We start from the raw sequence: 21,832 nt of genomic DNA, 5'->3' as shown, positions 1-21,832 counted from the left end.
CCGCGCGAGAGGGCCTGCGTTCAGGCGCTCAGCTTGTTGCGGCCGCGGGCGCGACGGGCACGAATCACCTTGCGGCCGCCCGGAGTCGCCATGCGCGCGCGGAAGCCGTGCCGGCGCGCTCGCACCAGGTTGCTCGGCTGAAAGGTCCGCTTCATCGCTCATTCCCTGAAATCTAGAAACTAAAAGGGCCGCCACTGGGACGGCCGCGTGTGGAGCGCCGTTAGCCAAAGGTGCGGCCAAAGTCAATTCGCCGCGAGCGATTTGGCGCGCTGGCGACGGCGTTTCGCGCTGCCGCGGATCAGGATGCGGTCGATGAAGTCGCCCGCGCGCGGCCATTGTGCCTTCAGCCGCACGAAGCGGCGGCGCGCCCAGCGCGAGTTGCGCAGGACCAGAACGATCCCCGCCGCGGCGAGGAAGACTCCGCCCGGACCCGGCAGCACGCCCACCAGCGGCGCCGCGGCGAGCAGGACGAGCCCCGTCACCAGCAGGGCGATGCGAACCATCGAGTGCGATTTGCGTCGCATGCGGCTGACGTGGGGAGCGTGTGTTGGCGATACAAGACGCTTGCGCGATCAGCCGTTCCCTGCCGCCGAAAAGCCGTTACAAGCAGGCGAACAAATGGGGGGCATATGGTCGCGAGCGTATCCACGGTTGCGTATCTGGGGCTGGAGGCGCGCGCCGTGGAGGTGCAGTGCAACCTCGTCCCCGGCCTGCCCAATTTCGTCGTCGTGGGACTGCCCGACAAGGCGGTGGCGGAGAGCCGCGAGCGGGTGCGGGCGGCGATGGCGGCGATCGGCCTGGCGCTGCCGCCCAAGCGGGTGATCCTCAACCTCTCCCCGGCCGACCTGCCCAAGGAAGGGTCGCATTTCGACCTGCCGATCGCGCTGGCGCTGCTCGGCGCGATGGGCGTGGTCGATGCCGAGGCGTTGAGCGAGCATGTCTTCGTTGGCGAGCTCGGGCTCGACGGGCGTATCGCGCCGTCGCCGGGCGTGCTGCTCGCGGCGCTGCATGCGGCGGAGATGGGCAAGGGGCTGGTATGTCCGGTCGCGCAGGGTCCGGAAGCGGCCTGGGCGGGGACGACCGGCGTGATCGCCGCGCCCGACCTGATCGGGTTGATCAATCACTTCAAGGGCCAGCAATTGCTCGGCGCGCCGCCCGCGGGCGAGGCGGAGGAGGCGGCGCACGGTCCCGACCTGCGTCAGGTGAAGGGGCAGGAGACCGCCAAGCGCGCGCTCGAGATCGCCGCAGCTGGCGGACACAATCTGCTGATGGTCGGGCCGCCGGGCGCGGGCAAGTCGCTGATGGCGAGCTGTTTGCCGGGAATCCTGCCGCCGCTCGACGCGGCTGAGGCGCTGGAAGTGTCGATGGTCGCGAGCGTCGCGGGGACGCTGCAGGGTGGCCGGCTGACACGGGCGCGGCCGTTCCGATCACCGCATCATTCGGCATCGATGGCGGCGCTCACCGGCGGCGGACTCAAGGTCAAGCCGGGCGAGGTCAGCATGGCGCATCTCGGCGTGCTGTTCCTCGACGAGCTGCCCGAGTTCCAGCGCGCGGTGCTCGATTCGCTGCGCCAGCCGCTCGAGAGCGGAACGGTGAGCGTGGCGCGCGCCAATGCGCATGTCACCTTCCCGGCGCGAGTCCAGCTGGTCGCGGCGATGAACCCCTGTCGTTGCGGGCACCTTGGCGACCCGGCGCTGGCCTGTGCACGTGCACCGAAGTGCGCGGCGGACTATCAGGCGAAGGTCTCCGGGCCGCTGCTGGATCGCATCGACCTGCATGTCGAGGTGCAGCCGGTGACCGCCGCCGATCTGGTGCTGCCACCGCCCGCCGAAGGCTCGGCCGAAGTCGCGGCGCGAGTCGCGACGGCACGCGCGGTACAGGCGGCGCGCTATCGGGACACGGGCACGCGGACCAATGCCGAGGCCGACGGGCCGGTACTCGACGCCGCGGCGACACCGGACGAGGCCGGCCGCAAGCTGCTGGCGCAGGCGGCGGAAGCGATGCGGATGTCGGCGCGCGGCTATACCCGGGTGCTGCGCGTGGCGCGGACTATCGCCGACCTGGCCGGAAATGAGACGGTCGGACGCATTCACGTCGCCGAAGCATTGAGTTACCGTCGCCAACCGCCGCGTTCCTAGGCGAGTCGCACAACATGGGGGAATGACCATGGAATGGATGATCCTGCCGTTTAAGCGCTACTTCGATTTCAAGGGCCGTTCGCGGCGCAAGGAATTCTGGATGTACACGTTGTTCGTGTTCCTCGTGTCGATCGTGCTCACGATCGTCGACGGCATGCTGGGGCTGGGCGGCAGCGCGACCGGCGACGCCGACCTGACCGATACCTCCGCCGGCGCGGCGGCGGCATTCAGCGGCGGCTGGCTGACCAATATCTTCGCGCTGGCGACGCTGATCCCAAGCATTGCGGTTTCGGTGCGGCGGCTCCACGATCTCGATCGCACGGGATGGTGGATCCTGCTGCCGCTCGCCCCCTATCTGCTGGGAATCGTGCTGATGATCGGCGGCATGGCCCAGGCCATGAACGGCGGCGGTATCGGCGGCATGGCCGGCATCGCCATGCTGCTGTTCGGGGTGACGCTGATCACCGCGATCCTGCTGCTGGTCTGGTATTGCATGCCGGGCACCGCCGGTCCCAATCGCTTCGGCGAGGACCCCAAGAGCCAGGGGACCAACGCCGAGGAAGTGTTCGGCTGAAGGACGAAGCCGGGCCGTACGCGGCCCGGCTATTCCGCGGCGACGGCCGGTCTGGATTCGCGCGCAAGCCGCGCGCGCGACTTGGGCCGCTTGAACCAGAAGGTCCATACCGCAAAGCTGCCGAGCATCGCGAGGACGAGCCCCGTCGAGGCGATGACCAGCTTCCACAGGATGCCGCCGATCTTGCCCGCATGGAGCGGATAGAGCGCGTTGTAGGCGCGGATGCCCGTCGGCATCGCCTGGACGTTGCGGCTGTCGACCAGCGTGCCGTTTTCGGGCCGGAACCAGACGAGCGTGCGGCCATTGGGCAGCCATTCGGGCGGCTGGCGCAACCGCACCAGGATCAGGCCGCCGGGCTTGCGCGGCAGCGCGACGAGGCGGATCTCGGCCCCCGGATATTGCGTCCGCGCGGCCGCGAACATCGCCGCCCAGTCGAGCTTGGCGGCGAGCGGGCCGCCCTCGACCTTAGGGGCCTCGAACGGCGCGCTCAGCCCGTCGCTGTCCTGGCCCGGCGCGAAGATCGCGGTGGTGATCGGTTTCAGCACCATCAGCGTGCCCGTCGCCATCGACAGGAACAGCAGCGGCGCGAACACCACGCCGAGATCGCGGTGATGCGTGACGATCGCCGGGCGGCTCATCCGCTTGGGGATCAGCCGCAGCTTGAAGGTCTTGCGCAGCCGCCACCACAGGATCGCGCCGGTGATCACGAACAGCAGCCCGACCAGCGCGGCAATCCCTGCGACGGTCTCGCCGGCATCGCCGAAGAACAGGTGGTGGTGGAAGTCGAACAGCCACAGCTCGACCCGGTCCCATTTGCTGCCCCATTCGGCAACGATGCGGCCCGACTGGTCGGCATAGGCGCCCGCGCCCTCGCCGCGCGTCAACCGGGCGAGGCCGAAATCATGCGTCGGGAACAGGATCGACTGTGGCGGCCCGCCCGGCGCCGCCATCGCTGCGTCGATCTGCGCGGCGAGGGCTGCAATATCCTGACGCTGCGCGTCCCCGGCACCCGGCAGATATGCCAGCCACCACGTCTTGAACGCGAGGATCGCGCCGGTCAGGCCGAGTAGCCCGAGCACCAGCCCGATGATCCCGCCCGTCCAGCGGTGGAGAAGGTCGATCCAGCGCATCATGCCGCTTAGAACCGATAGTCCCAGCCGAGCGTGAAGGTCCGGCCGCGGCCCGCGAAATAGGCGAGATTGTCGGTCGCGAGCCGGGTGTCGCTCGAATAGTCGATATATTGCGCATTGAGCAGGTTCTGCACGCTGAGGCGGATGCCGCCGAGCCTGGTGTCGTAGCGCACGGTGGCGTCGGTGACGTTGTAGCCGCCGAAATTGTTGCGCTGGTCGGGCTGCTGCGGTTTGTCGGAGTGAAAGGTGCGCGACAGATAGAAGTTCGACTGCACCAATGCCGACAGCCGGCCGCGCTCGAAGCTCGCCGACAGGTTCACGCGATCGGGCGAGATGTTGACCCCGTCGAGATCGGTGTCGACGATCCCGTCGGGCGCACCCCGGGTGGCGTCGCTGTCGAACCGGCCCTTGATATGCGCATAGCCGATGCCGAGTTGCAGGCCCTCGATCGGCGTGGCCGCGCGCAGGCTGATCTCGAGTCCCTCGATCTCGATCCGCTGGCGCTGCACGTCCAGCGTGCGATCGGCACCAGGGATCAACAATTGTCCCTTGTCGCTCGACGACCAGAAATAGGCAGCGCTGGCGTCGAGCGGGCCGCGCTTGACCTCGACGCCGATCTCGCGGTTGTTCGAGACGATGGGGTCGACATCGATATCGTCCACGTCGTCGAGCTCATTGCCCACAGTGCCGACCGCGCGGGTGATGCGACCGACATCGGGCACGGTGAAGCCCTCGGCATAGCTTGCATAGGCGCGAATGCCCTCGACCGGCTCGAGGATGATGCCGGCATTGGGCAGCAGGTCCTTGAACGCCGGCTTGCCGCCCGCGACGTCGACGCCGCCATAGCTCGCGGGACCGCATGGGGTGACCGGTGCCGCAGGCGGCGTCGTGCACGCCCGGAACGTGTTCCAGGCGATCGTGTGATAGTCGCCGATCTTGATCTCGACATTCTCCCAGCGCGCGCCGCCGGCGAAGCGGAGCAGGCCGTCGAACAGCTTCAAGTTGAGCTGGCCGAACGGCGCGAGGCTACGGAAATCGGTCTGCGGCACATAGGTGCGATCGGTCGCGATCAGCCGCTGTTCGGTGCGGTCCCACAGCGCGTCGAAGCCGATCGTGGCGGTGAGCGCCTCGAACCCGGGCACCGCGCGCTCGTAGCTCAACTTCGCGCCGATCTTGCGCGAGCGGTTCTCGGTCTGGTCGAACAGCGTGCCGATCGGCGCGATCGCCGGATCCTGCTGAGTCGGCTGTGGCGTGATGTCGGCGCCGAACGTGTCGCGGGTGCGGCTGATGAAAAGCTGGCCGACGAGATTGCCGCCCCACAGATCGCTGTCGGTGAGCGACAGCGCGGCGCTCTCGGCGAGATTGGCGGCGGGCTTGAGCGGCGGCGTGCCGAGCTTCGAGCTGGTCGGCACGCCGGTGGTGCGGTTGCCCGCGACGGGCACGTAGCGATGATTGCCTTCGATCTCGAAGCGGGAGAGGATGAGGTCGAGCCGGGCGCTGTCCGACAGCGCATAGCCGAAGCGCCCGAACAGCGAGATCGCCTCCGAATCCATCGTCTCGCCCTGAGTCAGGTTGATCCCGACCGGACGGCCCTTGGCGTCGTAGAACAGGCCGCGATCCTCATAGGCGGCGCCGATCGAAGCGTCGAACCGGCCCGCCTTGTACTGGACCAGCCCCGCGACCTTGGCGCCGAAGCCAGCTTCGTCGAAGTCGTTGCTCGCCGTGCCCTGGAGCAGCACGCGGCCCGACAGACCCTCGCGCTTGGGCGCGCCGAGCGTCACCTGGTTGACGATGCCGCCGGTACCGCCGATCCCCTGCAGCGCGTTCGAGCCGTAGATCAGCTCGACCCGGTCGACGAAGAAGCCGTCGATGGTGAAGCCGTCGCGGCTGCCGTCGCGCAGCGGGGTCGACTGGGGGATGCCGTTGATCGCGTAGAGCGGAGAGCGGCCGCGCAGCGTCTCGCCCGCGCCCGACAGCTTCTGGCGGGTGGGCGAGAAGGACGGGGTGAGCGTCGCCACCGCATCGGTGACCGAGCCCGAGATCGCGATCTGCCGGTCGAGCGTCTCCTTGTCGATCACGTCGATGGTCAGCGGCAGCGCGTTGGCGGGAAGGGCGGTGCGCGCGGCGGTGATGACCACCTGTCCCTCATCCTCCGCGCCGGCCGGCGCTTCGGTCTCGGCTGCGGTCGCCGCCTCCTCGGCATGCGCGATGGCGGGCAGGAGCCAGACCAGCGCGACGAGGGGCAGTGGCGAACGCAGACGACGGGTCATCGGAATCTCCCTTTGCTGCGCCCGCTAACAGCGAAAGGCAGGTAATGCAAACTAGTCGCATTAACTGGTTTGGACCGGCACGGTTTTGCGGTCTTCCGGGCCAGTGCGAGCGCCGTTCGACGCGAAAAGCCGCCGCCCGGCATCCCGGACGGCGGTTGTTTCAAGCAGGGTGATATGGATCAGGGCTGGCGCGAATAAACCCAGTCGAACACCGTGTAGTTGCCTTGGCCGTCGGTGACGGTGATCGGGATCGTCTCGGGCCCGTAGCCGATCTGCCAGAGAATCGCGGCGCTGGGACCCATATAATATTGCCAGCCCGGCCCCCAGGAGATGGAATGGATCGTCACCGAGTCTCCATCAGGATCGGTGCACCACTCGTCGACGAAGAAGCCGACATCGGCGTACATGCCGGTGTTGGTCTGGGGATCCTGATAGGATCCGCTGCAGACGGACGCCTCATTGGCCTGAGCGGCGGTGGACGAAAATGCAGCGAACGAAGCTGCGGCGGCGACGAGAACAGAAACTGCCTTGCGCATCTGATCACCTCTCCTGTTGCAGTCGATTCGACCGCGGCGAAAGGTGAACTCGAGCCCGGCATGCTGCAATCACTTTTTGGGTCGTTGACTCATATATTGGTAAATCACTGGAAACCAGTCCCCGCCGATCGGGCATGAAAAAGCCGCCGCCCGGCATCCCGGACGGCGGCTTGTTCGTGTCAGCGCGGTCGCTGACGAGGGCGATTACTCGCTCTCGTTCAGGTAATCGCCGGCGGCTTCGTCGCTGCCGTCGCCCGAGACTTCGACCTTCTCCAGCGCGTCGCTGGTGGCCATCGCCTCGACCGGATCCTGCGCCAGCTCGGCGGCATGCTCCTCGGCGGCCGAGTTCGGCGCGATCAGCGCTTCCTGCAGCTTGCGCTGCTGGGCGCGGAGCGCAGCGTCGCGACTGGTCGCCGCGATGCGCATCCGGTTCATGCCCGCGCCGGTGCCGGCGGGGATGAGACGGCCCACGATCACGTTCTCCTTGAGGCCGATCAGCGTGTCCTGCTTGCCCTGGACCGCCGCCTCGGTGAGGACGCGGGTGGTCTCCTGGAACGACGCCGCCGAGATGAAGCTGCGGGTCTGCAGCGACGCCTTGGTGATGCCGAGCAGCACCGGCTTGCCCTGCGCGGGCTGCTGGCCCGGCTGGAGCTTGCCATTGGCCTCGTCCATCTCGTCGCGGTCGACCTGCTCGCCGGCGAGCAGGGTGGTGTCGCCGCCGTCGGTGATCTCGACCTTCTGCAGCATCTGGCGAACGATCACCTCGATGTGCTTGTCGTTGATCTTCACGCCCTGAAGGCGATAGACCTCCTGGATCTCCGACACGAGATATTCTGCGAGCGGCTCGATGCCGAGCACCTCGAGGATGTCGTGCGGATCGGGCGAGCCGCCGATCAGGTTGTCGCCACGCTTGACGTAGTCGCCTTCCTGGACGTCGATCACCTTCGACTTGGGCACCAGATACTCGACGATCTCGCCGCCGTCTTCGGGCTGGATGCCGATCTTGCGCTTGGCTTTGTAGTCCTTGCCGAACACGACACGGCCCGAGACCTTGGCGATGATCGCATTCTCCTTCGGCTTGCGCGCCTCGAACAGCTCGGCGACGCGCGGCAGACCGCCGGTGATGTCGCGAGTCTTGGCCGACTCGCGGGCGACACGCGCGAGCACGTCGCCGGCCTGGACGGTAGCGCCGTCCTCGACCGAGATCACCGCGCCGGGCGCCAGCATGTAGCGCGCGGCCTCGCCTTCGCTCTCACCGGTGAGGGTGAGACGCGGACGCAGATCCTCCTTCTTGGCCGAGGAGCCGCGGTTCTCGATCACGACGCGCTGGGCGATGCCGGTCGCTTCGTCGACCTGCTCGGTCAGCGTCTTGCCGTCGATCAGGTCCTGATACTTCACCACGCCCGCGGTTTCCGTGATCACCGGCATGGTGAACGGATCCCACTCGGCCATGCGGTCGCCCTTGCTGACGACATGGCCGTCGTCGAACATGACATAGGCGCCGTACGGGATGCGATGCACCGCCAGCTCGCGGCCGTCCAAGTCGACGATCGCAATCTCGCCCGAGCGGCTCAGCACGACGCGGCGGCCGCGCTGGTCCTCGATGATGCGCAGGTCGCGGAACTCGACCTTGCCGTCCACGGGGGCTTCGAGGTTCGACTGCTCGTTGAGCTGCGCCGCGCCGCCGATGTGGAAGGTACGCATGGTGAGCTGCGTGCCCGGCTCGCCGATCGACTGCGCCGCGATGACGCCGACCGCCTCGCCGATGTTCACCGGGGTGCCGCGGGCGAGGTCACGCCCGTAGCACTTGGCGCACACGCCGATCTTCGCCTCGCACACCAGCGGGCTGCGGATCTTCATGCCCTGCACACCCAGCGCCTCGATCTGCGCGACTGCGGCCTCGTCGAGCAGCGTGCCGGTAGCGATCGCCACCTCGCCCGACTTGGGATCGACCACGTCCTCGGCCGTGGTGCGGCCGAGGATGCGCTCGCCGAGCGACGCGATGACGCTGCCGCCCTGCACGATCGCCTTCATCTCGAGCGCGCGCTCGGTGCCGCAATCCTCCTCCATGACGACGCAGTCCTGCGACACGTCGACGAGGCGGCGGGTGAGGTAGCCCGAGTTGGCGGTCTTGAGCGCCGTATCCGCGAGGCCCTTGCGGGCGCCGTGGGTCGAGTTGAAGTACTCAAGGACGGTCAGGCCTTCCTTGAAGTTCGAGATGATCGGCGTCTCGATGATCTCGCCCGACGGCTTGGCCATCAGGCCGCGCATGCCGGCGAGCTGCTTGATCTGTGCCGCCGAGCCGCGGGCACCGGAGTGCGCCATCATGTAGATCGCGTTGGCGGGCAGCTCGCGGCCGGTCTCGGGGTCCTTCTTGACCGCCTTGATCTCGTCCATCATCGCGGCCGCCACCTGGTCGCCGCAACGGCTCCAGGCGTCGATCACCTTGTTGTACTTCTCCTGCTGCGTGATCAGGCCGTCCTGATACTGCTGCTCATAGTCCTTCACGAGCGTGCGGGTCTCGTCGACCATCTCGTCCTTGGCGGCCGGGATGATCATGTCGTCCTTGCCGAACGAGATGCCGGCGCGGAATGCGTGGCGGAAGCCGAGCGCCATGATCGCGTCGGCGAACAGCACCGTCTCCTTCTGGCCGGTGTGGCGATAGACCTCGTCGATCACGTCGCCCACGTCCTTCTTGGTGAGCAGGCGGTTGACGACGTCGAACGGCACCTTGTGCGACTTCGGGAGGCACTCGCCGAGCAGCATGCGGCCCGGGGTGGTCTCGAAGCGCTTCATATAGGTGTTGCCGTCCTCGTCCGTCTGCGGGACGCGGCTGGTGATCTTGGTGTGCAGCGTCACCGCGCCGTTGAACAGCGCCTGGTGCACCTCGGCCATGTCGCCCAGGATCATGCCTTCGCCGGGTTCACCCTCCTTCTCCATCGAGATGTAGTAGAGGCCCAGCACCATGTCCTGCGACGGCACGATGATCGGCTTGCCGTTCGCGGGCGACAGGATGTTGTTGGTCGACATCATCAGCACGCGCGCTTCCAGCTGCGCCTCGAGGCTCAGCGGGACGTGCACCGCCATCTGGTCGCCGTCGAAGTCGGCGTTGAACGCCGAGCAGACCAGCGGGTGGAGCTGGATCGCCTTGCCTTCGATCAGCACCGGCTCGAACGCCTGGATGCCCAGGCGGTGGAGCGTCGGCGCGCGGTTCAGAAGGACCGGGTGCTCGCGAATGACTTCGTCGAGGATGTCCCAGACTTCCTTGCGCTCCTTCTCGACCCACTTCTTCGCCTGCTTGAGGGTCATCGAGAGACCCTTGGCATCGAGGCGGGCGTAGATGAACGGCTTGAACAGCTCGAGCGCCATCTTCTTGGGCAGACCGCACTGGTGCAGCTTGAGCTCAGGCCCGGTCACGATGACCGAGCGGCCCGAATAGTCGACGCGCTTGCCGAGCAGGTTCTGACGGAAGCGGCCCTGCTTGCCCTTGAGCATGTCGCTGAGCGACTTGAGCGGACGCTTGTTGGCGCCGGTGATGGTGCGGCCGCGGCGACCGTTGTCGAACAGCGCGTCGACCGCCTCCTGCAGCATGCGCTTCTCGTTGCGGACGATGATGTCCGGCGCACGCAGCTCCATCAGGCGCTTGAGGCGGTTGTTGCGGTTGATTACGCGGCGGTAGAGGTCGTTGAGGTCCGACGTCGCGAAGCGGCCGCCGTCCAGCGGCACCAGCGGGCGCAGCTCGGGCGGGATGACCGGAACGACGTCGAGGATCATCCATTCCGGGCGGTTGCCGGAATCGATGAACGATTCCACCACCTTGAGGCGCTTGATGATCTTCTTGGGCTTGAGCTCCGACTTGGTCGTGGCGAGCTCGTCGAGCAGCTGCTGGCGCTCACCCTCGAGGTCGAGGTCCATCAGCATGATCTTGACCGCCTCGGCGCCGATGCCGGCCGAGAAGGCGTCCTCGCCATATTCGTCCTGCGCATCGAGCAGCTCGTCCTCGGTGAGGAGCTGATATTTCTCGAGCGGGGTGAGGCCGGGCTCGGTGACGATGTAGCTCTCGAAGTACAGCACGCGCTCGAGCTGCTTGAGCTGCATGTCGAGCAGCAGGCCGATGCGCGAGGGCAGCGACTTCAGGAACCAGATGTGCGCGACCGGGGCGGCCAGCTCGATATGGCCCATGCGCTCGCGGCGGACCTTCGAGACGGTGACCTCGACGCCGCACTTCTCGCACACGATGCCCTTGTACTTCATGCGCTTGTACTTGCCGCACAGGCACTCGTAATCCTTGATCGGACCGAAGATGCGCGCGCAGAACAGGCCGTCACGCTCGGGCTTGAACGTGCGGTAGTTGATCGTCTCGGGCTTCTTGATCTCGCCGAACGACCACGAACGGATGCGGTCAGGCGACGCGATGCCGATCTGGATCTGGTCGAAGGTCTCCGGCTTGGCGACCGGGTTCGCGAAGTTGGTCAGTTCGTTCATTCTCTGTGTCCCTCTGGAGGGTCAAATTCGTCGGGCGGGGAAGGCGGCAGCGGTCCTGAAAACCGCTGCCCTGCAATCCGTTACTCCGCCGCCTCGGCCAGCTCGTCGCCGTCCTCTTCGTCCATCGACTTGAGTTCGACGTTGAGGCCCAGCGAGCGCATTTCCTTGACGAGCACGTTGAAGCTCTCGGGGATGCCGGCCTCGAACGTGTCGTCGCCCTTGACGATCGCCTCGTAGACCTTGGTGCGGCCGACCACGTCGTCGGACTTCACCGTCAGCATCTCCTGCAACGTGTACGCCGCGCCGTACGCCTGCAGCGCCCACACCTCCATCTCGCCGAAGCGCTGGCCGCCGAACTGCGCCTTGCCGCCCAGCGGCTGCTGGGTGACGAGCGAGTAGGGGCCGATCGAGCGAGCGTGGATCTTGTCGTCGACCAGGTGGTGGAGCTTCAGCATGTAGATGATGCCCACGGTCACCTTGCGGTCGAACGCGTCGCCCGTGCGGCCGTCGAACAGCGTCGACTGGCCCGAGGTGTCGAGGCCCGCAAGCTCCAGCATCGCCGACACGTCGCTCTCACGCGCGCCGTCGAACACCGGGGTGCCCATCGGGATGCCCGTGCGGACATTCTCGATCAATTCGGCGACCTGCTCGGGGCTGCGTGCCTTGATCTCGTCGGCATAGTGATCGCCATAGATCTCGACGAGGCGATCCTTGACCGCGGCCGGCATCTCGCCCGCCTTGGCGTCCGGATTGGCCTCACGCCAGTCCTCGAGCGCCGAGGCGACCTGCATGCCGAGGTTGCGCGCGGCCCAGCCGAGGTGGGTCTCGAAGATCTGCCCGACATTCATGCGCGAGGGCACGCCCAGCGGGTTGAGCACGAGATCGACCGGGGTGCCATCCTCGAGGAACGGCATGTCCTCGACCGGCAGGATGCGCGAGATGACGCCCTTGTTGCCGTGACGGCCGGCCATCTTGTCGCCCGGCTGCAGCTTGCGCTTCACCGCGACGAAGACCTTGACCATCTTGAGCACGCCCGGCGGCAGCTCGTCGCCGCGCTCCAGCTTCTCGCGGCGGTCCTCGAACTTGTCCTTGATGCGCTTCACGGCCTCGTCATACTGGCCCTTCACCGCTTCGAGGTCGCTCTGGACCTTGTCGTCCTGCACCGCGAACTTCCACCACTCGTGGCGGTCGACGCTGTCGAGCAGATCCTCGTCGATCACCGCGCCCTTCTTGAGGCCCTTCGGCGTGCCGGTCGCGGTCTGGCCGAGCAGCATCTCGCGCAGGCGCGACCAGGTCGCGCGGTTGAGGATGTTGCGCTCGTCGTCCGAGTCCTTCTTCAGGCGCTCGATCTCCTCGCGCTCGATCGCCATCGCGCGCTCGTCCTTGTCGATGCCGTGGCGATTGAAGACGCGAACGTCGACGATCGTGCCCGACACGCCCGGCGGCAGGCGGAGCGAGGTGTCGCGCACGTCCGAAGCCTTCTCGCCGAAGATGGCGCGGAGGAGCTTCTCTTCCGGCGTCATCGGGCTTTCGCCCTTGGGCGTGATCTTGCCGACCAGGATGTCGCCCGGCTCCACTTCGGCGCCGATGTACACGATACCCGCCTCGTCGAGGTTGCGCAGCGCTTCCTCGCCGACGTTGGGGATGTCGCGGGTGATGTCCTCCGGCCCGAGCTTGGTGTCGCGGGCCATCACTTCGAACTCGTCGATGTGGATCGACGTGAACACGTCGTCCTTCACGATCCGCTCGGAGATGAGGATCGAGTCCTCATAGTTGTAGCCGTTCCAGGGCATGAACGCGACGAGCGCGTTGCGGCCCAGCGCCAGCTCGCCGAACTCGGTCGAAGGGCCGTCGGCGATCACGTCGCCCACGTTGACGACGTCGCCCACCTTCACCAGCGGACGCTGGTTGATGCAGGTCGACTGGTTCGAGCGTTCGAACTTCATCAGCGTGTAGATGTCGACGCCGCTCTCCTCCGCCGACACCTCGCCGGTGGCGCGGATGACGATGCGCGACGCGTCGACCTGGTCGACGATGCCGGCCCGCCGGGCTGCGATAGCAGCGCCGGAATCCCGCGCGACGGTCTCTTCCATGCCCGTTCCGACGAACGGCGCTTCCGCTTTCACCAGCGGCACGGCCTGGCGCTGCATGTTCGAGCCCATCAGCGCGCGGTTGGCGTCGTCGTTCTCGAGGAACGGGATCAGCGACGCCGCGACCGAGACAAGCTGCTTGGGCGACACGTCCATCAGCGTGATCTGGTCGGGCAGCGCCATCAGGAACTCGCCCGCCTGACGCGCCGAGACCAGTTCCTCGGTGAAGCGCTGATCGCCATCGACCTCGGCCGAAGCCTGAGCGATGGTGTGCTTGGCCTCTTCCATCGCCGAGAGATAGACGACCTCGTTGGTCACCTTGCCGTCGACGACCTTGCGGTACGGCGTCTCGATGAAGCCGTACTTGTTGACGCGGCTGAACGACGCCAGCGAGTTGATCAGACCGATGTTCGGGCCTTCCGGCGTCTCGATCGGGCAGATGCGGCCATAATGGGTCGGGTGAACGTCGCGGACCTCGAAGCCCGCGCGCTCGCGGGTGAGGCCGCCCGGCCCGAGTGCCGAGACGCGGCGCTTGTGCGTCACTTCGGAGAGCGGGTTGGTCTGGTCCATGAACTGCGAGAGCTGCGACGAGCCGAAGAACTCGCGGACCGCGGCGACCGCGGGCTTCGCGTTGATCAGGTCGTTCGGCATCACGGTCGACACGTCGACCGAGCTCATGCGCTCCTTCACGGCGCGCTCCATGCGGAGCAGGCCGACACGATACTGGTTCTCGAGCAGCTCGCCCACCGAACGGACGCGGCGGTTGCCGAGATTGTCGATGTCGTCGACCTCGCCCTTGCCGTCCTTGAGATCGACCAGGGTCTTGACCACCGCGAGGATGTCCTCGGTGCGCAGCGTCGTTACCGTGTCCTCGGCATCGAGATCGAGGCGCATATTGAGCTTGACGCGGCCCACGGCCGACAGGTCATAGCGCTCCGGATCGAAGAAGAGGCCGCCGAACAGCGACTCCGCGGTCTCGAGCGTCGGCGGCTCGCCGGGGCGCATGACGCGGTAGATGTCGGACAACGCCTGCTCGCGCTCCTCGGCCTTGTCGGCCTTGAGCGTGTTGCGGATCCACGGACCGGTCGAGATATGGTCGATGTCGAGCAGCTCGATGCGCTCGATGCCGGCCTTGTCGAGCTTCTCGAGATTGTCGGCCGACACCTCGTCGCCCGCCTCGATATAGATCTCGCCGGTCGACTCGTTGATCAGGTCGAACGCGCTGTAGCGGCCGAAGATTTCCTCGGTCGGGATCAGCAGCGTCGCGAGGCCGTCCTTCTGCGCCTTGTTGGCGGCGCGCGGCGAAATCTTCTGGCCGGCGGGGAACACCACCTCGCCCGAGCTGGCGTCGATGATGTCGAACATCGGCTTCGCGCCGCGCCAGTTCTCGGGCTGGAAGGGGATCTGCCAGCCGTTCGGACCGCGCACGAAGGTGACGGTGTTGTAGAAGTGGTTGAGGATCTCCTCGCTGTTCAGCCCGAGAGCGTACAGCAGGGTCGTCACCGGCAGCTTGCGCTTGCGGTCGATGCGGACGTTGACGATGTCCTTGGCGTCGAACTCGAAGTCGAGCCACGAGCCGCGATACGGGATCACGCGCGCCGCGAAGAGATACTTGCCCGAGGCATGGGTCTTGCCGCGGTCATGGTCGAACAGCACGCCCGGCGAACGGTGCATCTGGCTGACGATGACGCGCTCGGTGCCGTTGATGAAGAAGGTGCCGTTCTCGGTCATGAGCGGCATGTCGCCCATGTAGACGTCCTGCTCCTTGATATCGAGGACCGAGCGGGCTTCCGTGTCGGGATCGACCTCGAACACGATCAGGCGCAGCGTGACGCGCATCGGGGCGGCATAGGTGATGCCGCGCTGGCGGCACTCTTCCACGTCGAACTTGGGCGGCTCGAGCTCATAGGTGACGAAGTCGAGCTCGGCGGTGCCGGCAAAGTCCCGGATCGGGAACACCGAGCGCAGGGTCTTCTCGAGGCCCGAGACATAGCCGATCGAGGGATCGGACCGGAGGAACTGTTCGTAGGATTCGCGCTGAACCTCGATCAGGTTCGGCATCTGCACCACTTCGTGGATGTCGCCGAACACCTTGCGGATGCGGCGCTTCACGGTGCCGCCTTCGATCGCCTTGGTTGCCATGGGTGTATTTTGCCTCGTCAGCCTGAAATGCGTCCCGGTATCCGCCGGGGCAGGCACGCGAACAGACGCCAAAAGGGCCGAGCAACTTCCTCCTTCGATCAGGAAGAAAAGCTCAGCCTCTCAAGCGTCTATGGATCCCGGCGGCCAATTCGTCCGATGCGCTGCGCGACGGCGCATCATTTCCCGACCGATCGGGGGAAGGCGGGATATAGGAAGCGGGGCGGGCGCTGTCAAATCCACGCGTTGCTTGAGCCAGGCCGCCGGACCAGCACATTCTCGGCCAGGGTGTTCGGGTCCGAGCCGAACCACATCGTCTCCCCGACCTTCCTCGACTTGACGCCGATCATGTCGCCGACGGCATAGGCAGTCGCCTGCAGGCCCAGGCCGATCACCCAGCTGCCGTTCCGCGGCTGGGCATGCTGCTCCCAAGCGCGGGCCGCGACCGATGGACGTTAGTAGCGCAGGCGCAGGCCGAGCCCCGCCGTGGTGCCGAACGATTCCCAGCTGATCAGGCGGTTGCGCTCGCCCGAATAGGTGATCGCGGTGCTGTTGGTGATGTTGCGCCATTCAGCGAACAGCTGGAGCCGTTCGCTCAGATTGTAGCTCGCGCTGAGGTCGAGCGTGGTGCGGTCGTCGATGATCTCGTCATAATCCGGGCCGTCGTCCGACATGCCGCCATCGTCGATGCTGTCGCCGGTATGGGAGAGGCTGAGGCGCGCGAAGACCGGCCCCCTGGCATAGACGAGTCCGGCATTGAAGATGTCCTCGGGCTGCTCCGCGAGCGGCGGGCGATCGGGGCGCGGCGCGAAAATCAGCGTCGATTCGATATGCGCATAGTTGAGCTCGACGCCGAAGCCGCCGAGCAGCCCCGGCAGACTGTCGAACTGGTGGCGAAAGGCGGCCTCGAACCCCTCGATCCTGCCGCTCGCCCCGGCCTGGGTGGTGAACTGGTCGTAGAGCTCGCCGTCGATCGTGACGCGGCTCTGGGTGACCAGCGGGTAGTTGTCGATGTTCTTCTTGAACGCGCCGACCGAGACATAGCTCAGCGGTCCGAAATACCAGTCGAGCGAGGCGTCGAAATTCTCCGACGTCAGCGGCTCAAGGCCTGGGTTGGGGCGCGTGATGGTGCGCGCGACATCGTCGCGCGATTCATTGGCGTAGACGTTTTCCGGATCCGGGCGCGCCGTGGTGTTGGACCAGCTCGCGCGGGCGACGAGCTCGGGCGTGATGTCGTAGCGCAGGTGGATCGACGGCAGGAAGTGCGAAGACGAGCCCTCGAAGCGCTGCAGGCCCGCGCCGGCGTCCTCGCCCGGTCGTTCGAAGCTGGTCTTCGCCGTTTCGAAGCGGCCGCCGCCGATTACGGTGAAGGGACCGTGGCGCCAAGTCGCCATGCCGTAATAGGCCTGGATGGTGACGTCGGCGGTGAAGTCCGCCGCGACGTCGACGCCGCGGGTATAGAAGACCTGTGCCGGTCCGAACTTGCCCGCATTGTCGTCGAGCAGCGAATGCGCGCGGCCGAAGCTCGAGAGCGATCCGAAATAGATGCCGTCGCGTGCCAGCGCCGGGTTGTCCGTCATGAACTCGCCGAAGCTGACCGTCTGGCCCGCCAACACCGTCCAGCGCGTCGCGACATTGTCGCTGCCCTGGTCGATGAAGCGCAGATAGGTGCCCGCCTTCAGCTCGAGCTTGTCGCCGTTGCCGAACTCCAGCTGCTTGCGCAGATTGGCGTAGACGGTCTGCTCGCTCTGGTCGTCGAAGCGCCCGCCGCGCTGGAAGAAGGTGACCCCGACGCTGCCGGGCTGCAGCGCTCCCGGAAGCGTGCCGCTGAACGGCCCGAGCGAGGCGCGGTCGCTCGCGATCTGAAGCGGCAGGTCGCTGAAGTCCGCCGCCCTGCTGCGGATGTCGAGGCGGTGGGGATAATGCTCGCGCGCCTGCTGGAAGGAATGGCCGAGGTCGAGCGACCAGCCGCCGCCGAGGTCGGCGTCCATCGTCGTCTGCACGCCATAGAGTGCGAGATTCCATTCCTTGTACGAGAGGCTGCGGCTGATCGAGCCGTCGACCAGACCGCCGTCCGTGCCGAAATCGGTCGGCACGCCGCCGGTCTCGGCGGGTTCGACGCTCTCGGTGATGAGGTTCTCGGTGCCCGGCAGGTTGGACAGGCTGTAGAAGCCGCGGATCTGGAAGCGCAGATGGTCGAACGAGCCGCCGAACGCCGCGTCGACGCCGATGCTGCGCTGCTTGAACTCGCCCGCGGTCTGGGTGACCTCCGACGGCGCCCAGACCTCGCCGCCATTGCTCGACGGAACCTGCTGCCAGTCCTCGGGCTCGCTGATATAGGCGCGGCGCTCATTCTGGCGGAAGCTGCCGGTGAGCGAGAAGCCGAACTGGCCGTCCGGACCGAAACGGTCGGCGATATAGCCGTCGGCGCGGAATTCCGAGCCGTGATATTGCTGGACGCCGCCATAGAGCGAGGCGCCGGCGGTGAGCTTACGGATCTCGGCGGGGTTGCGTGCGACGATGTTGACCGAGCCGCCAATGCCTTCGCCGGGCAGGTCGGGGGTCATCGTCTTGTTGACCTCGATCCGCTCGATCAGCGTGTTGGGGATAGTCTGCAGGTCGACGCGGTGCGATTCGCTGTCGGCGGTCGGCACGGTGAAGCCGTTGAACATCGTGCCGTTGTAATTGGGCCGCGCGCCGCGGATCGAGATGAAGCGGCCCTCGCCATGATCCTCGACCATCGAGATGCCGGGCAGGCGGCGGAGCGATTCCGCCGCGTTGAAATCGGGCAGCTTGGCGAAATCGTCGCTCGAGACGACGTTCTTGACCGTGGTCGCCGCCTTCTGGCGTGCGATCGAGGTGGCGACGCCCGACAGCGCGCCGGTGACCACGACTTCCCGTTCCTCGTCGGGGACATCGGCGGACTGCGCGGTGGCGCCCTGCGCGGTGGCGGCCGTCCGTGCCTGGACCATTCCGCGCAGCAGGACGAGCGCGCCGCCGCCGCGCTCGGTCACGCGCAGGCCGGTACCGGCGACGAGCTGGCGCGCGGCGTCGGCCGCGGTGAAGCGCCCGCGCAGGGGCGCGCTGCGGCGTCCCGCCACCGCCTCGGCGGGAAAGGCGATGGTGATGGCGGCCTGCCGTCCGAGCTCGTTGAGCGCTGCGCCAAGATCCTGCGCGGGAATGTTGAACTCGATCGTCTGCTGCGCGACCGCCGGGCGTGCCTGCGCCGGATCCGCGAGCGTGCCGCAAAGCGTGAGGATGCTTGCACCCAGCAGGATGGGACGAAGTACCGACATTGTGGTTTTCCCCAGTGCGACCGGTCCCGCCGGAAGCGGCGTGCCGTTCGCCAGTCCGGATGCGCGAGCCGAGGGAAACCGCTAAGGCCGGCCGAAGTTTTTTGGATCAGCCCCGCGTCAGTCGGATGCGGTCGGGTTCCACCCGGGTCGCGATGCCATAGATTTCGCGCAACGCCTGGCAGAACTCGGTCGGGTCGGTAGCCGAGAAACGCCCGCCGAGGCGGACCTGCCGGATCGCCGGATCGGCGATCACGATCGGGCGCGGCAGGTAGCGATTATATTCCGCGACCGCCTCTTCGAGATTCTCCCCGTTGAAGTGGAGCTGCCCCTGCTGCCAGGCGGTGACCGCGCCGGCCTCGACCGGCGAGAGCGCCGACAGTGCGGGTGGGGTGCCGTCGGCGATCGTCGCCTTGCGCAGGGACGGAAGCGAGATCGCGCCGCGCGGGCCCGGGGTGCGCAACGACGCCCCGCCTTCGAGCACCGACACCGCGACGCCGCTTCGCGCGTATCGCGCATTGATTCGCGCGCCGGCCGCCACGTCGATCTCCGATCGCCCGCAATGCAGCCGGCAGGATTCGCTGCCCGCCGAGCGCTCGACCATCACTTCGCCCCGCAGCAGGCGGATGTCGTAGAGCCGGTCCTCGTGCCGCCATTCGACGCGGCTGTCGGTATTGAGCTCGATCGCGAGGCCCTTGGCGAGCACGATGCGGCGCCGTTCCCCGACCGCGGTCTCCGCCGTGTGCGCCGCCGCCGCGATCGACCAGCCGAGGCCGCCGAGTCCGGCCGCGACCGCACCGATCCCGCCGATCGTCAGCAGTTTACGGCGGCCCAGCGCTGGCTGGGCGGGCGGCGCCTCATCCGCGAACGGGCGCTCGCCGAGCCCGCTCTCGCGCAGATAGGCCAGGTCCGCATCGACTTGCGCTAGGCGAATGAAGGCAAGGGCATGCGCCGGGTCGCTCGACCGCCAACGCTCGAAAGCCTCACGATCGGCCGTCCCGCATTCGATCGCGGCGTGCCAGTCGGCTGCTTCGGCGTCGATCCGTTCCTGCGTGCTTGCCACCCTGCTCATTGCAGCCGCCCCATATCGCAGAGAGATACATGGAACGACCAAAACCGCTATTACGGATTGTCCCGGCGGACTTTTTTCCTGGCGTGGGGCGCGGATTCCGGCGATGCGGCGCGATGTTGCGCCGGCCTAGGCCTGGCGCGGGCAGGGCGTGGGAGCGGTTTCCCCGTCCGGCAGCGCGATCGTCGGCGGCACGATCGGCATCTGCGAGCTGCGGCGGCGCCAATGCATCAGCTGCCGCATCCCGCGTGCGAGATGGGTCTCGACGGTGGATACGCTGATCCCCAGCTCGAACGCGATCTCGCGCGGCGAGCGCTCCTCGAACTTGCGCATCCGGATCACGCGGCGGCAGGCCGGGGGCAGGCGCTCGACTTCGGCGAGCAGGTCGACCAGCGCCTGGCGCTCAGCCACCGCCTCGAACACGCCGGGCGTCTCGTCGCGCGTCTCGGCGAGGCTGGGCGCGGGGATGTCGACGATCGCGACGATCTGTTCGCGGCGCACGCGCTGGAGGACGAGGTTGCGGATCGTCGTCACGGCGTAGGAGCGGGGATTCCGGACCGCGGCCCAATCGTCCATCTGGAGCAGCTTGAGATAGGCTTCCTGGACCAGGTCGGCGGCCTCCTCGCGGTTCCGCGACCAGCGCCGCGCCTGTCTCAGATAATGTGCCTCGTACGGCAGGACCTGATCGCGGAACCAGGCATCGATCGGACGGAGCCAGCTCACCAAACTTCCCCCACAGCCGGGGGCGCGACTATCGGGGCTGCTTGACTCCTTGATGACAGACTGGGGGCGGGCGTCCGAGTAGCGGTTTCGGCCATGTCGCGCATCCGGGGGGCGAGGCGCCGCGCGCGTCAGATTGCAGCGCTCGCAAGAGGGAGGCGTGGAATGACTCGGTTGCACGGTATTTTTCTGGCCCTCCTCGCTTCAGGATGCGTGGCAACCGCAGCTGCACTGGATTCGCCAAAGGCCGGAGCGGACACGGCGACGCTTAGGGCCGTGCGCGAAACCACGCCGGTCGCGACGCCCGGCGACGCCGCGGACGACCCCGCAGTGTGGCGCAACCCCGCCGACCCGGCGATGAGCCTGATCGTCGGCACCGACAAGGAATGGGGCCTCAACGTCTACGATCTCTCGGGCACCCTCCTCGCGTCGACACCAGCGGGGCTGGTCAACAATGTCGACCTGCGCGCCGACGTGCTGATCCGCAACGCGCCCGGCGTGCTCGTCGCCGGCAGTGACCGCACCGACGACCCCAGAGGGAAGATCGCGCTCTACGCGCTTGAAACCGCACCGGTCGCGCTGCGCCGGCTGGCGCATGTTCCGGCCGAGAGCGACGGCACCGGCGACGTCTATGGCTTCTGCCTGTGGCGGCGCGCGGCGGACGACGTCCACGCCTTCATCCCGTTCAACAATGGCGATGTGCGACAATATGCGATCGATCTTTCGGGCCCGTCGCCCCGGGCCAGGTTCATTCGCTCGATCAAGCTCGCCAGCCAGACCGAGGGCTGCGTCGTCGATGATCGCACCGGCATCCTCTACGTCGCCGAAGAGCAGCGCGGCGTGTGGCGCATCGATGCCGCGCCTGAGCGCAAGGCCGCGCCGAAGCTGTTTGCGCGGGTGGACGGGGTACGGCTGGTTCCCGATGTCGAGGGACTTGCGATCGTCCCGCGGGGTGCGCGCGGGGGCTATCTTCTCGTCTCCAGCCAGGCCGACAATCCCGCGCCCGGGGCCGGCCGGCCCGGAAACGCCTATGTCGCCTATGACCTGGAGAGTGGCCGCTATGTCCGGCGCTTCCGGATCGCCGGCTCGGGTGATGTCGACGGCACCAGCGACACCGACGGGCTGGAATTCGCGCCCGGCGACTTCGGCGTCCCCTTCGAAGGGGGCATCCTTGTCGTCCAGGACGGCGACAACGCCCCGCAGAACCAGAATTTCAAGATGGTGCCGGGGAGCGCGCTCGAGGCTTTGCTCGAGCGGAAAACGCGGGCGACGGCGCGGAAGATCATCCTTTCGCCCGCTACGATCGCCAGGGGCGATATGCCCTAGAAATCGATCGATGGCCCGCCTATACGAGCGCGACGTCGATCATTGGCTACCACGGTGCCAGT

14 protein-coding genes are annotated in these 21,832 nt (G+C 67.1%); 3 read left to right on the top strand and 11 right to left on the bottom strand.

The features are described 5' to 3' along the window. Positions 1-20: 20 nt before the first annotated feature. The gene (gene rpmH, locus ACO227_RS18900) at positions 21-155 is read right to left on the bottom strand and encodes a 50S ribosomal protein L34 (RefSeq protein ID WP_219239405.1); all 135 of its coding nucleotides are present in this window, start codon (positions 153-155) and stop codon (positions 21-23) included. An 87-nt stretch (positions 156-242) separates the two neighbouring features. After that, positions 243-503, bottom strand: a complete 261-nt coding sequence (locus ACO227_RS18895) for a hypothetical protein (RefSeq protein ID WP_423604026.1) — start codon at positions 501-503, stop codon at positions 243-245. A 126-nt stretch (positions 504-629) separates the two neighbouring features. Between ACO227_RS18895 and ACO227_RS18890 the strand changes: the two genes are divergently transcribed. Both ACO227_RS18890 and ACO227_RS18885 read left to right on the top strand, forming a co-directional pair. Further along, the gene (locus ACO227_RS18890; protein WP_423604024.1) at positions 630-2,138 is read left to right on the top strand and encodes a YifB family Mg chelatase-like AAA ATPase; all 1,509 of its coding nucleotides are present in this window, start codon (positions 630-632) and stop codon (positions 2,136-2,138) included. Positions 2,139-2,175: 37 nt separating this feature from the next. After that, the gene (locus ACO227_RS18885; protein WP_423604022.1) at positions 2,176-2,712 is read left to right on the top strand and encodes a DUF805 domain-containing protein; all 537 of its coding nucleotides are present in this window, start codon (positions 2,176-2,178) and stop codon (positions 2,710-2,712) included. Between the two features lie 29 nt (positions 2,713-2,741). Here the strand turns inward: ACO227_RS18885 and ACO227_RS18880 are convergent, their stop codons facing one another. From ACO227_RS18880 to ACO227_RS18840, 9 genes are all read right to left on the bottom strand, one after another. Continuing rightward, on the bottom strand, positions 2,742-3,845 hold the full coding sequence (locus tag ACO227_RS18880; RefSeq protein WP_423604021.1) for a PepSY-associated TM helix domain-containing protein: 1,104 nt from the start codon (positions 3,843-3,845) through the stop codon (positions 2,742-2,744). A 5-nt stretch (positions 3,846-3,850) separates the two neighbouring features. Then, positions 3,851-6,112 (bottom strand): TonB-dependent receptor, encoded by a 2,262-nt coding sequence (locus ACO227_RS18875; RefSeq protein WP_423604020.1) that lies wholly within the window; start codon positions 6,110-6,112, stop codon positions 3,851-3,853. A gap of 179 nt (positions 6,113-6,291) precedes the next feature. Then, positions 6,292-6,648: a hypothetical protein gene (locus ACO227_RS18870; protein ID WP_423604019.1), complete on the bottom strand. Its 357-nt coding sequence runs from the start codon at positions 6,646-6,648 to the stop codon at positions 6,292-6,294. 204 nt (positions 6,649-6,852) lie between these two features. After that, positions 6,853-11,133, bottom strand: a complete 4,281-nt coding sequence (rpoC, locus tag ACO227_RS18865) for a DNA-directed RNA polymerase subunit beta' (RefSeq protein ID WP_423604017.1) — start codon at positions 11,131-11,133, stop codon at positions 6,853-6,855. Between the two features lie 80 nt (positions 11,134-11,213). Beyond that, positions 11,214-15,365, bottom strand: a complete 4,152-nt coding sequence (gene rpoB, locus ACO227_RS18860) for a DNA-directed RNA polymerase subunit beta (protein ID WP_423604015.1) — start codon at positions 15,363-15,365, stop codon at positions 11,214-11,216. Positions 15,366-15,595: 230 nt separating this feature from the next. Beyond that, the gene (locus tag ACO227_RS18855) at positions 15,596-15,757 is read right to left on the bottom strand and encodes a hypothetical protein (protein WP_423604014.1); all 162 of its coding nucleotides are present in this window, start codon (positions 15,755-15,757) and stop codon (positions 15,596-15,598) included. Between the two features lie 60 nt (positions 15,758-15,817). Continuing rightward, on the bottom strand, positions 15,818-18,658 hold the full coding sequence (locus ACO227_RS18850; protein WP_423604012.1) for a TonB-dependent receptor: 2,841 nt from the start codon (positions 18,656-18,658) through the stop codon (positions 15,818-15,820). A 106-nt stretch (positions 18,659-18,764) separates the two neighbouring features. After that, complete coding sequence (locus tag ACO227_RS18845) at positions 18,765-19,727, bottom strand: FecR family protein (RefSeq protein ID WP_423604011.1); 963 nt, start codon at positions 19,725-19,727, stop codon at positions 18,765-18,767. A 126-nt stretch (positions 19,728-19,853) separates the two neighbouring features. Then, a complete protein-coding gene (locus ACO227_RS18840) occupies positions 19,854-20,447 on the bottom strand; it encodes an RNA polymerase sigma factor (RefSeq protein ID WP_423604009.1) in 594 nt (197 codons plus the stop codon). Positions 20,448-20,609: 162 nt separating this feature from the next. On the opposite strand from ACO227_RS18840, the gene ACO227_RS18835 reads away from it, so the two are divergent. After that, positions 20,610-21,770 carry a phytase gene (locus ACO227_RS18835; protein WP_423604007.1) on the top strand — a complete coding sequence of 387 codons (1,161 nt, stop codon included), beginning with the start codon at positions 20,610-20,612 and terminating at the stop codon, positions 21,768-21,770. Positions 21,771-21,832 lie beyond the last annotated feature (62 nt).

This window comes from Sphingomonas sp. MS122, assembly GCF_049532975.1.
Lineage (GTDB): Bacteria > Pseudomonadota > Alphaproteobacteria > Sphingomonadales > Sphingomonadaceae > Sphingomonas.
The sequence above is the reverse complement of the archived record's forward strand: the minus strand, read 5'-3'. Positions and strand labels throughout refer to the sequence as shown.

Excerpts from the sequence above, each read along its gene's own strand:
- ACO227_RS18850 (WP_423604012.1), bottom strand. The coding sequence starts at position 18,658 with ATGTCGGTACTTCGTCCCATCCTGCTGGGTGCAAGCATCCTCACGCTT.
- ACO227_RS18880 (WP_423604021.1), bottom strand. The coding sequence starts at position 3,845 with ATGATGCGCTGGATCGACCTTCTCCACCGCTGGACGGGCGGGATCATC.
- ACO227_RS18870 (WP_423604019.1), bottom strand. The coding sequence starts at position 6,648 with ATGCGCAAGGCAGTTTCTGTTCTCGTCGCCGCCGCAGCTTCGTTCGCT.
- ACO227_RS18890 (WP_423604024.1), top strand. The coding sequence starts at position 630 with ATGGTCGCGAGCGTATCCACGGTTGCGTATCTGGGGCTGGAGGCGCGC.
- ACO227_RS18845 (WP_423604011.1), bottom strand. The coding sequence starts at position 19,727 with ATGAGCAGGGTGGCAAGCACGCAGGAACGGATCGACGCCGAAGCAGCC.
- rpoB (WP_423604015.1), bottom strand. The coding sequence starts at position 15,365 with ATGGCAACCAAGGCGATCGAAGGCGGCACCGTGAAGCGCCGCATCCGC.
- ACO227_RS18875 (WP_423604020.1), bottom strand. The coding sequence starts at position 6,112 with ATGACCCGTCGTCTGCGTTCGCCACTGCCCCTCGTCGCGCTGGTCTGG.
- rpoC (WP_423604017.1), bottom strand. The coding sequence starts at position 11,133 with ATGAACGAACTGACCAACTTCGCGAACCCGGTCGCCAAGCCGGAGACC.
- ACO227_RS18835 (WP_423604007.1), top strand. The coding sequence starts at position 20,610 with ATGACTCGGTTGCACGGTATTTTTCTGGCCCTCCTCGCTTCAGGATGC.
- ACO227_RS18885 (WP_423604022.1), top strand. The coding sequence starts at position 2,176 with ATGATCCTGCCGTTTAAGCGCTACTTCGATTTCAAGGGCCGTTCGCGG.
- rpmH (WP_219239405.1), bottom strand. The coding sequence starts at position 155 with ATGAAGCGGACCTTTCAGCCGAGCAACCTGGTGCGAGCGCGCCGGCAC.
- ACO227_RS18895 (WP_423604026.1), bottom strand. The coding sequence starts at position 503 with ATGGTTCGCATCGCCCTGCTGGTGACGGGGCTCGTCCTGCTCGCCGCG.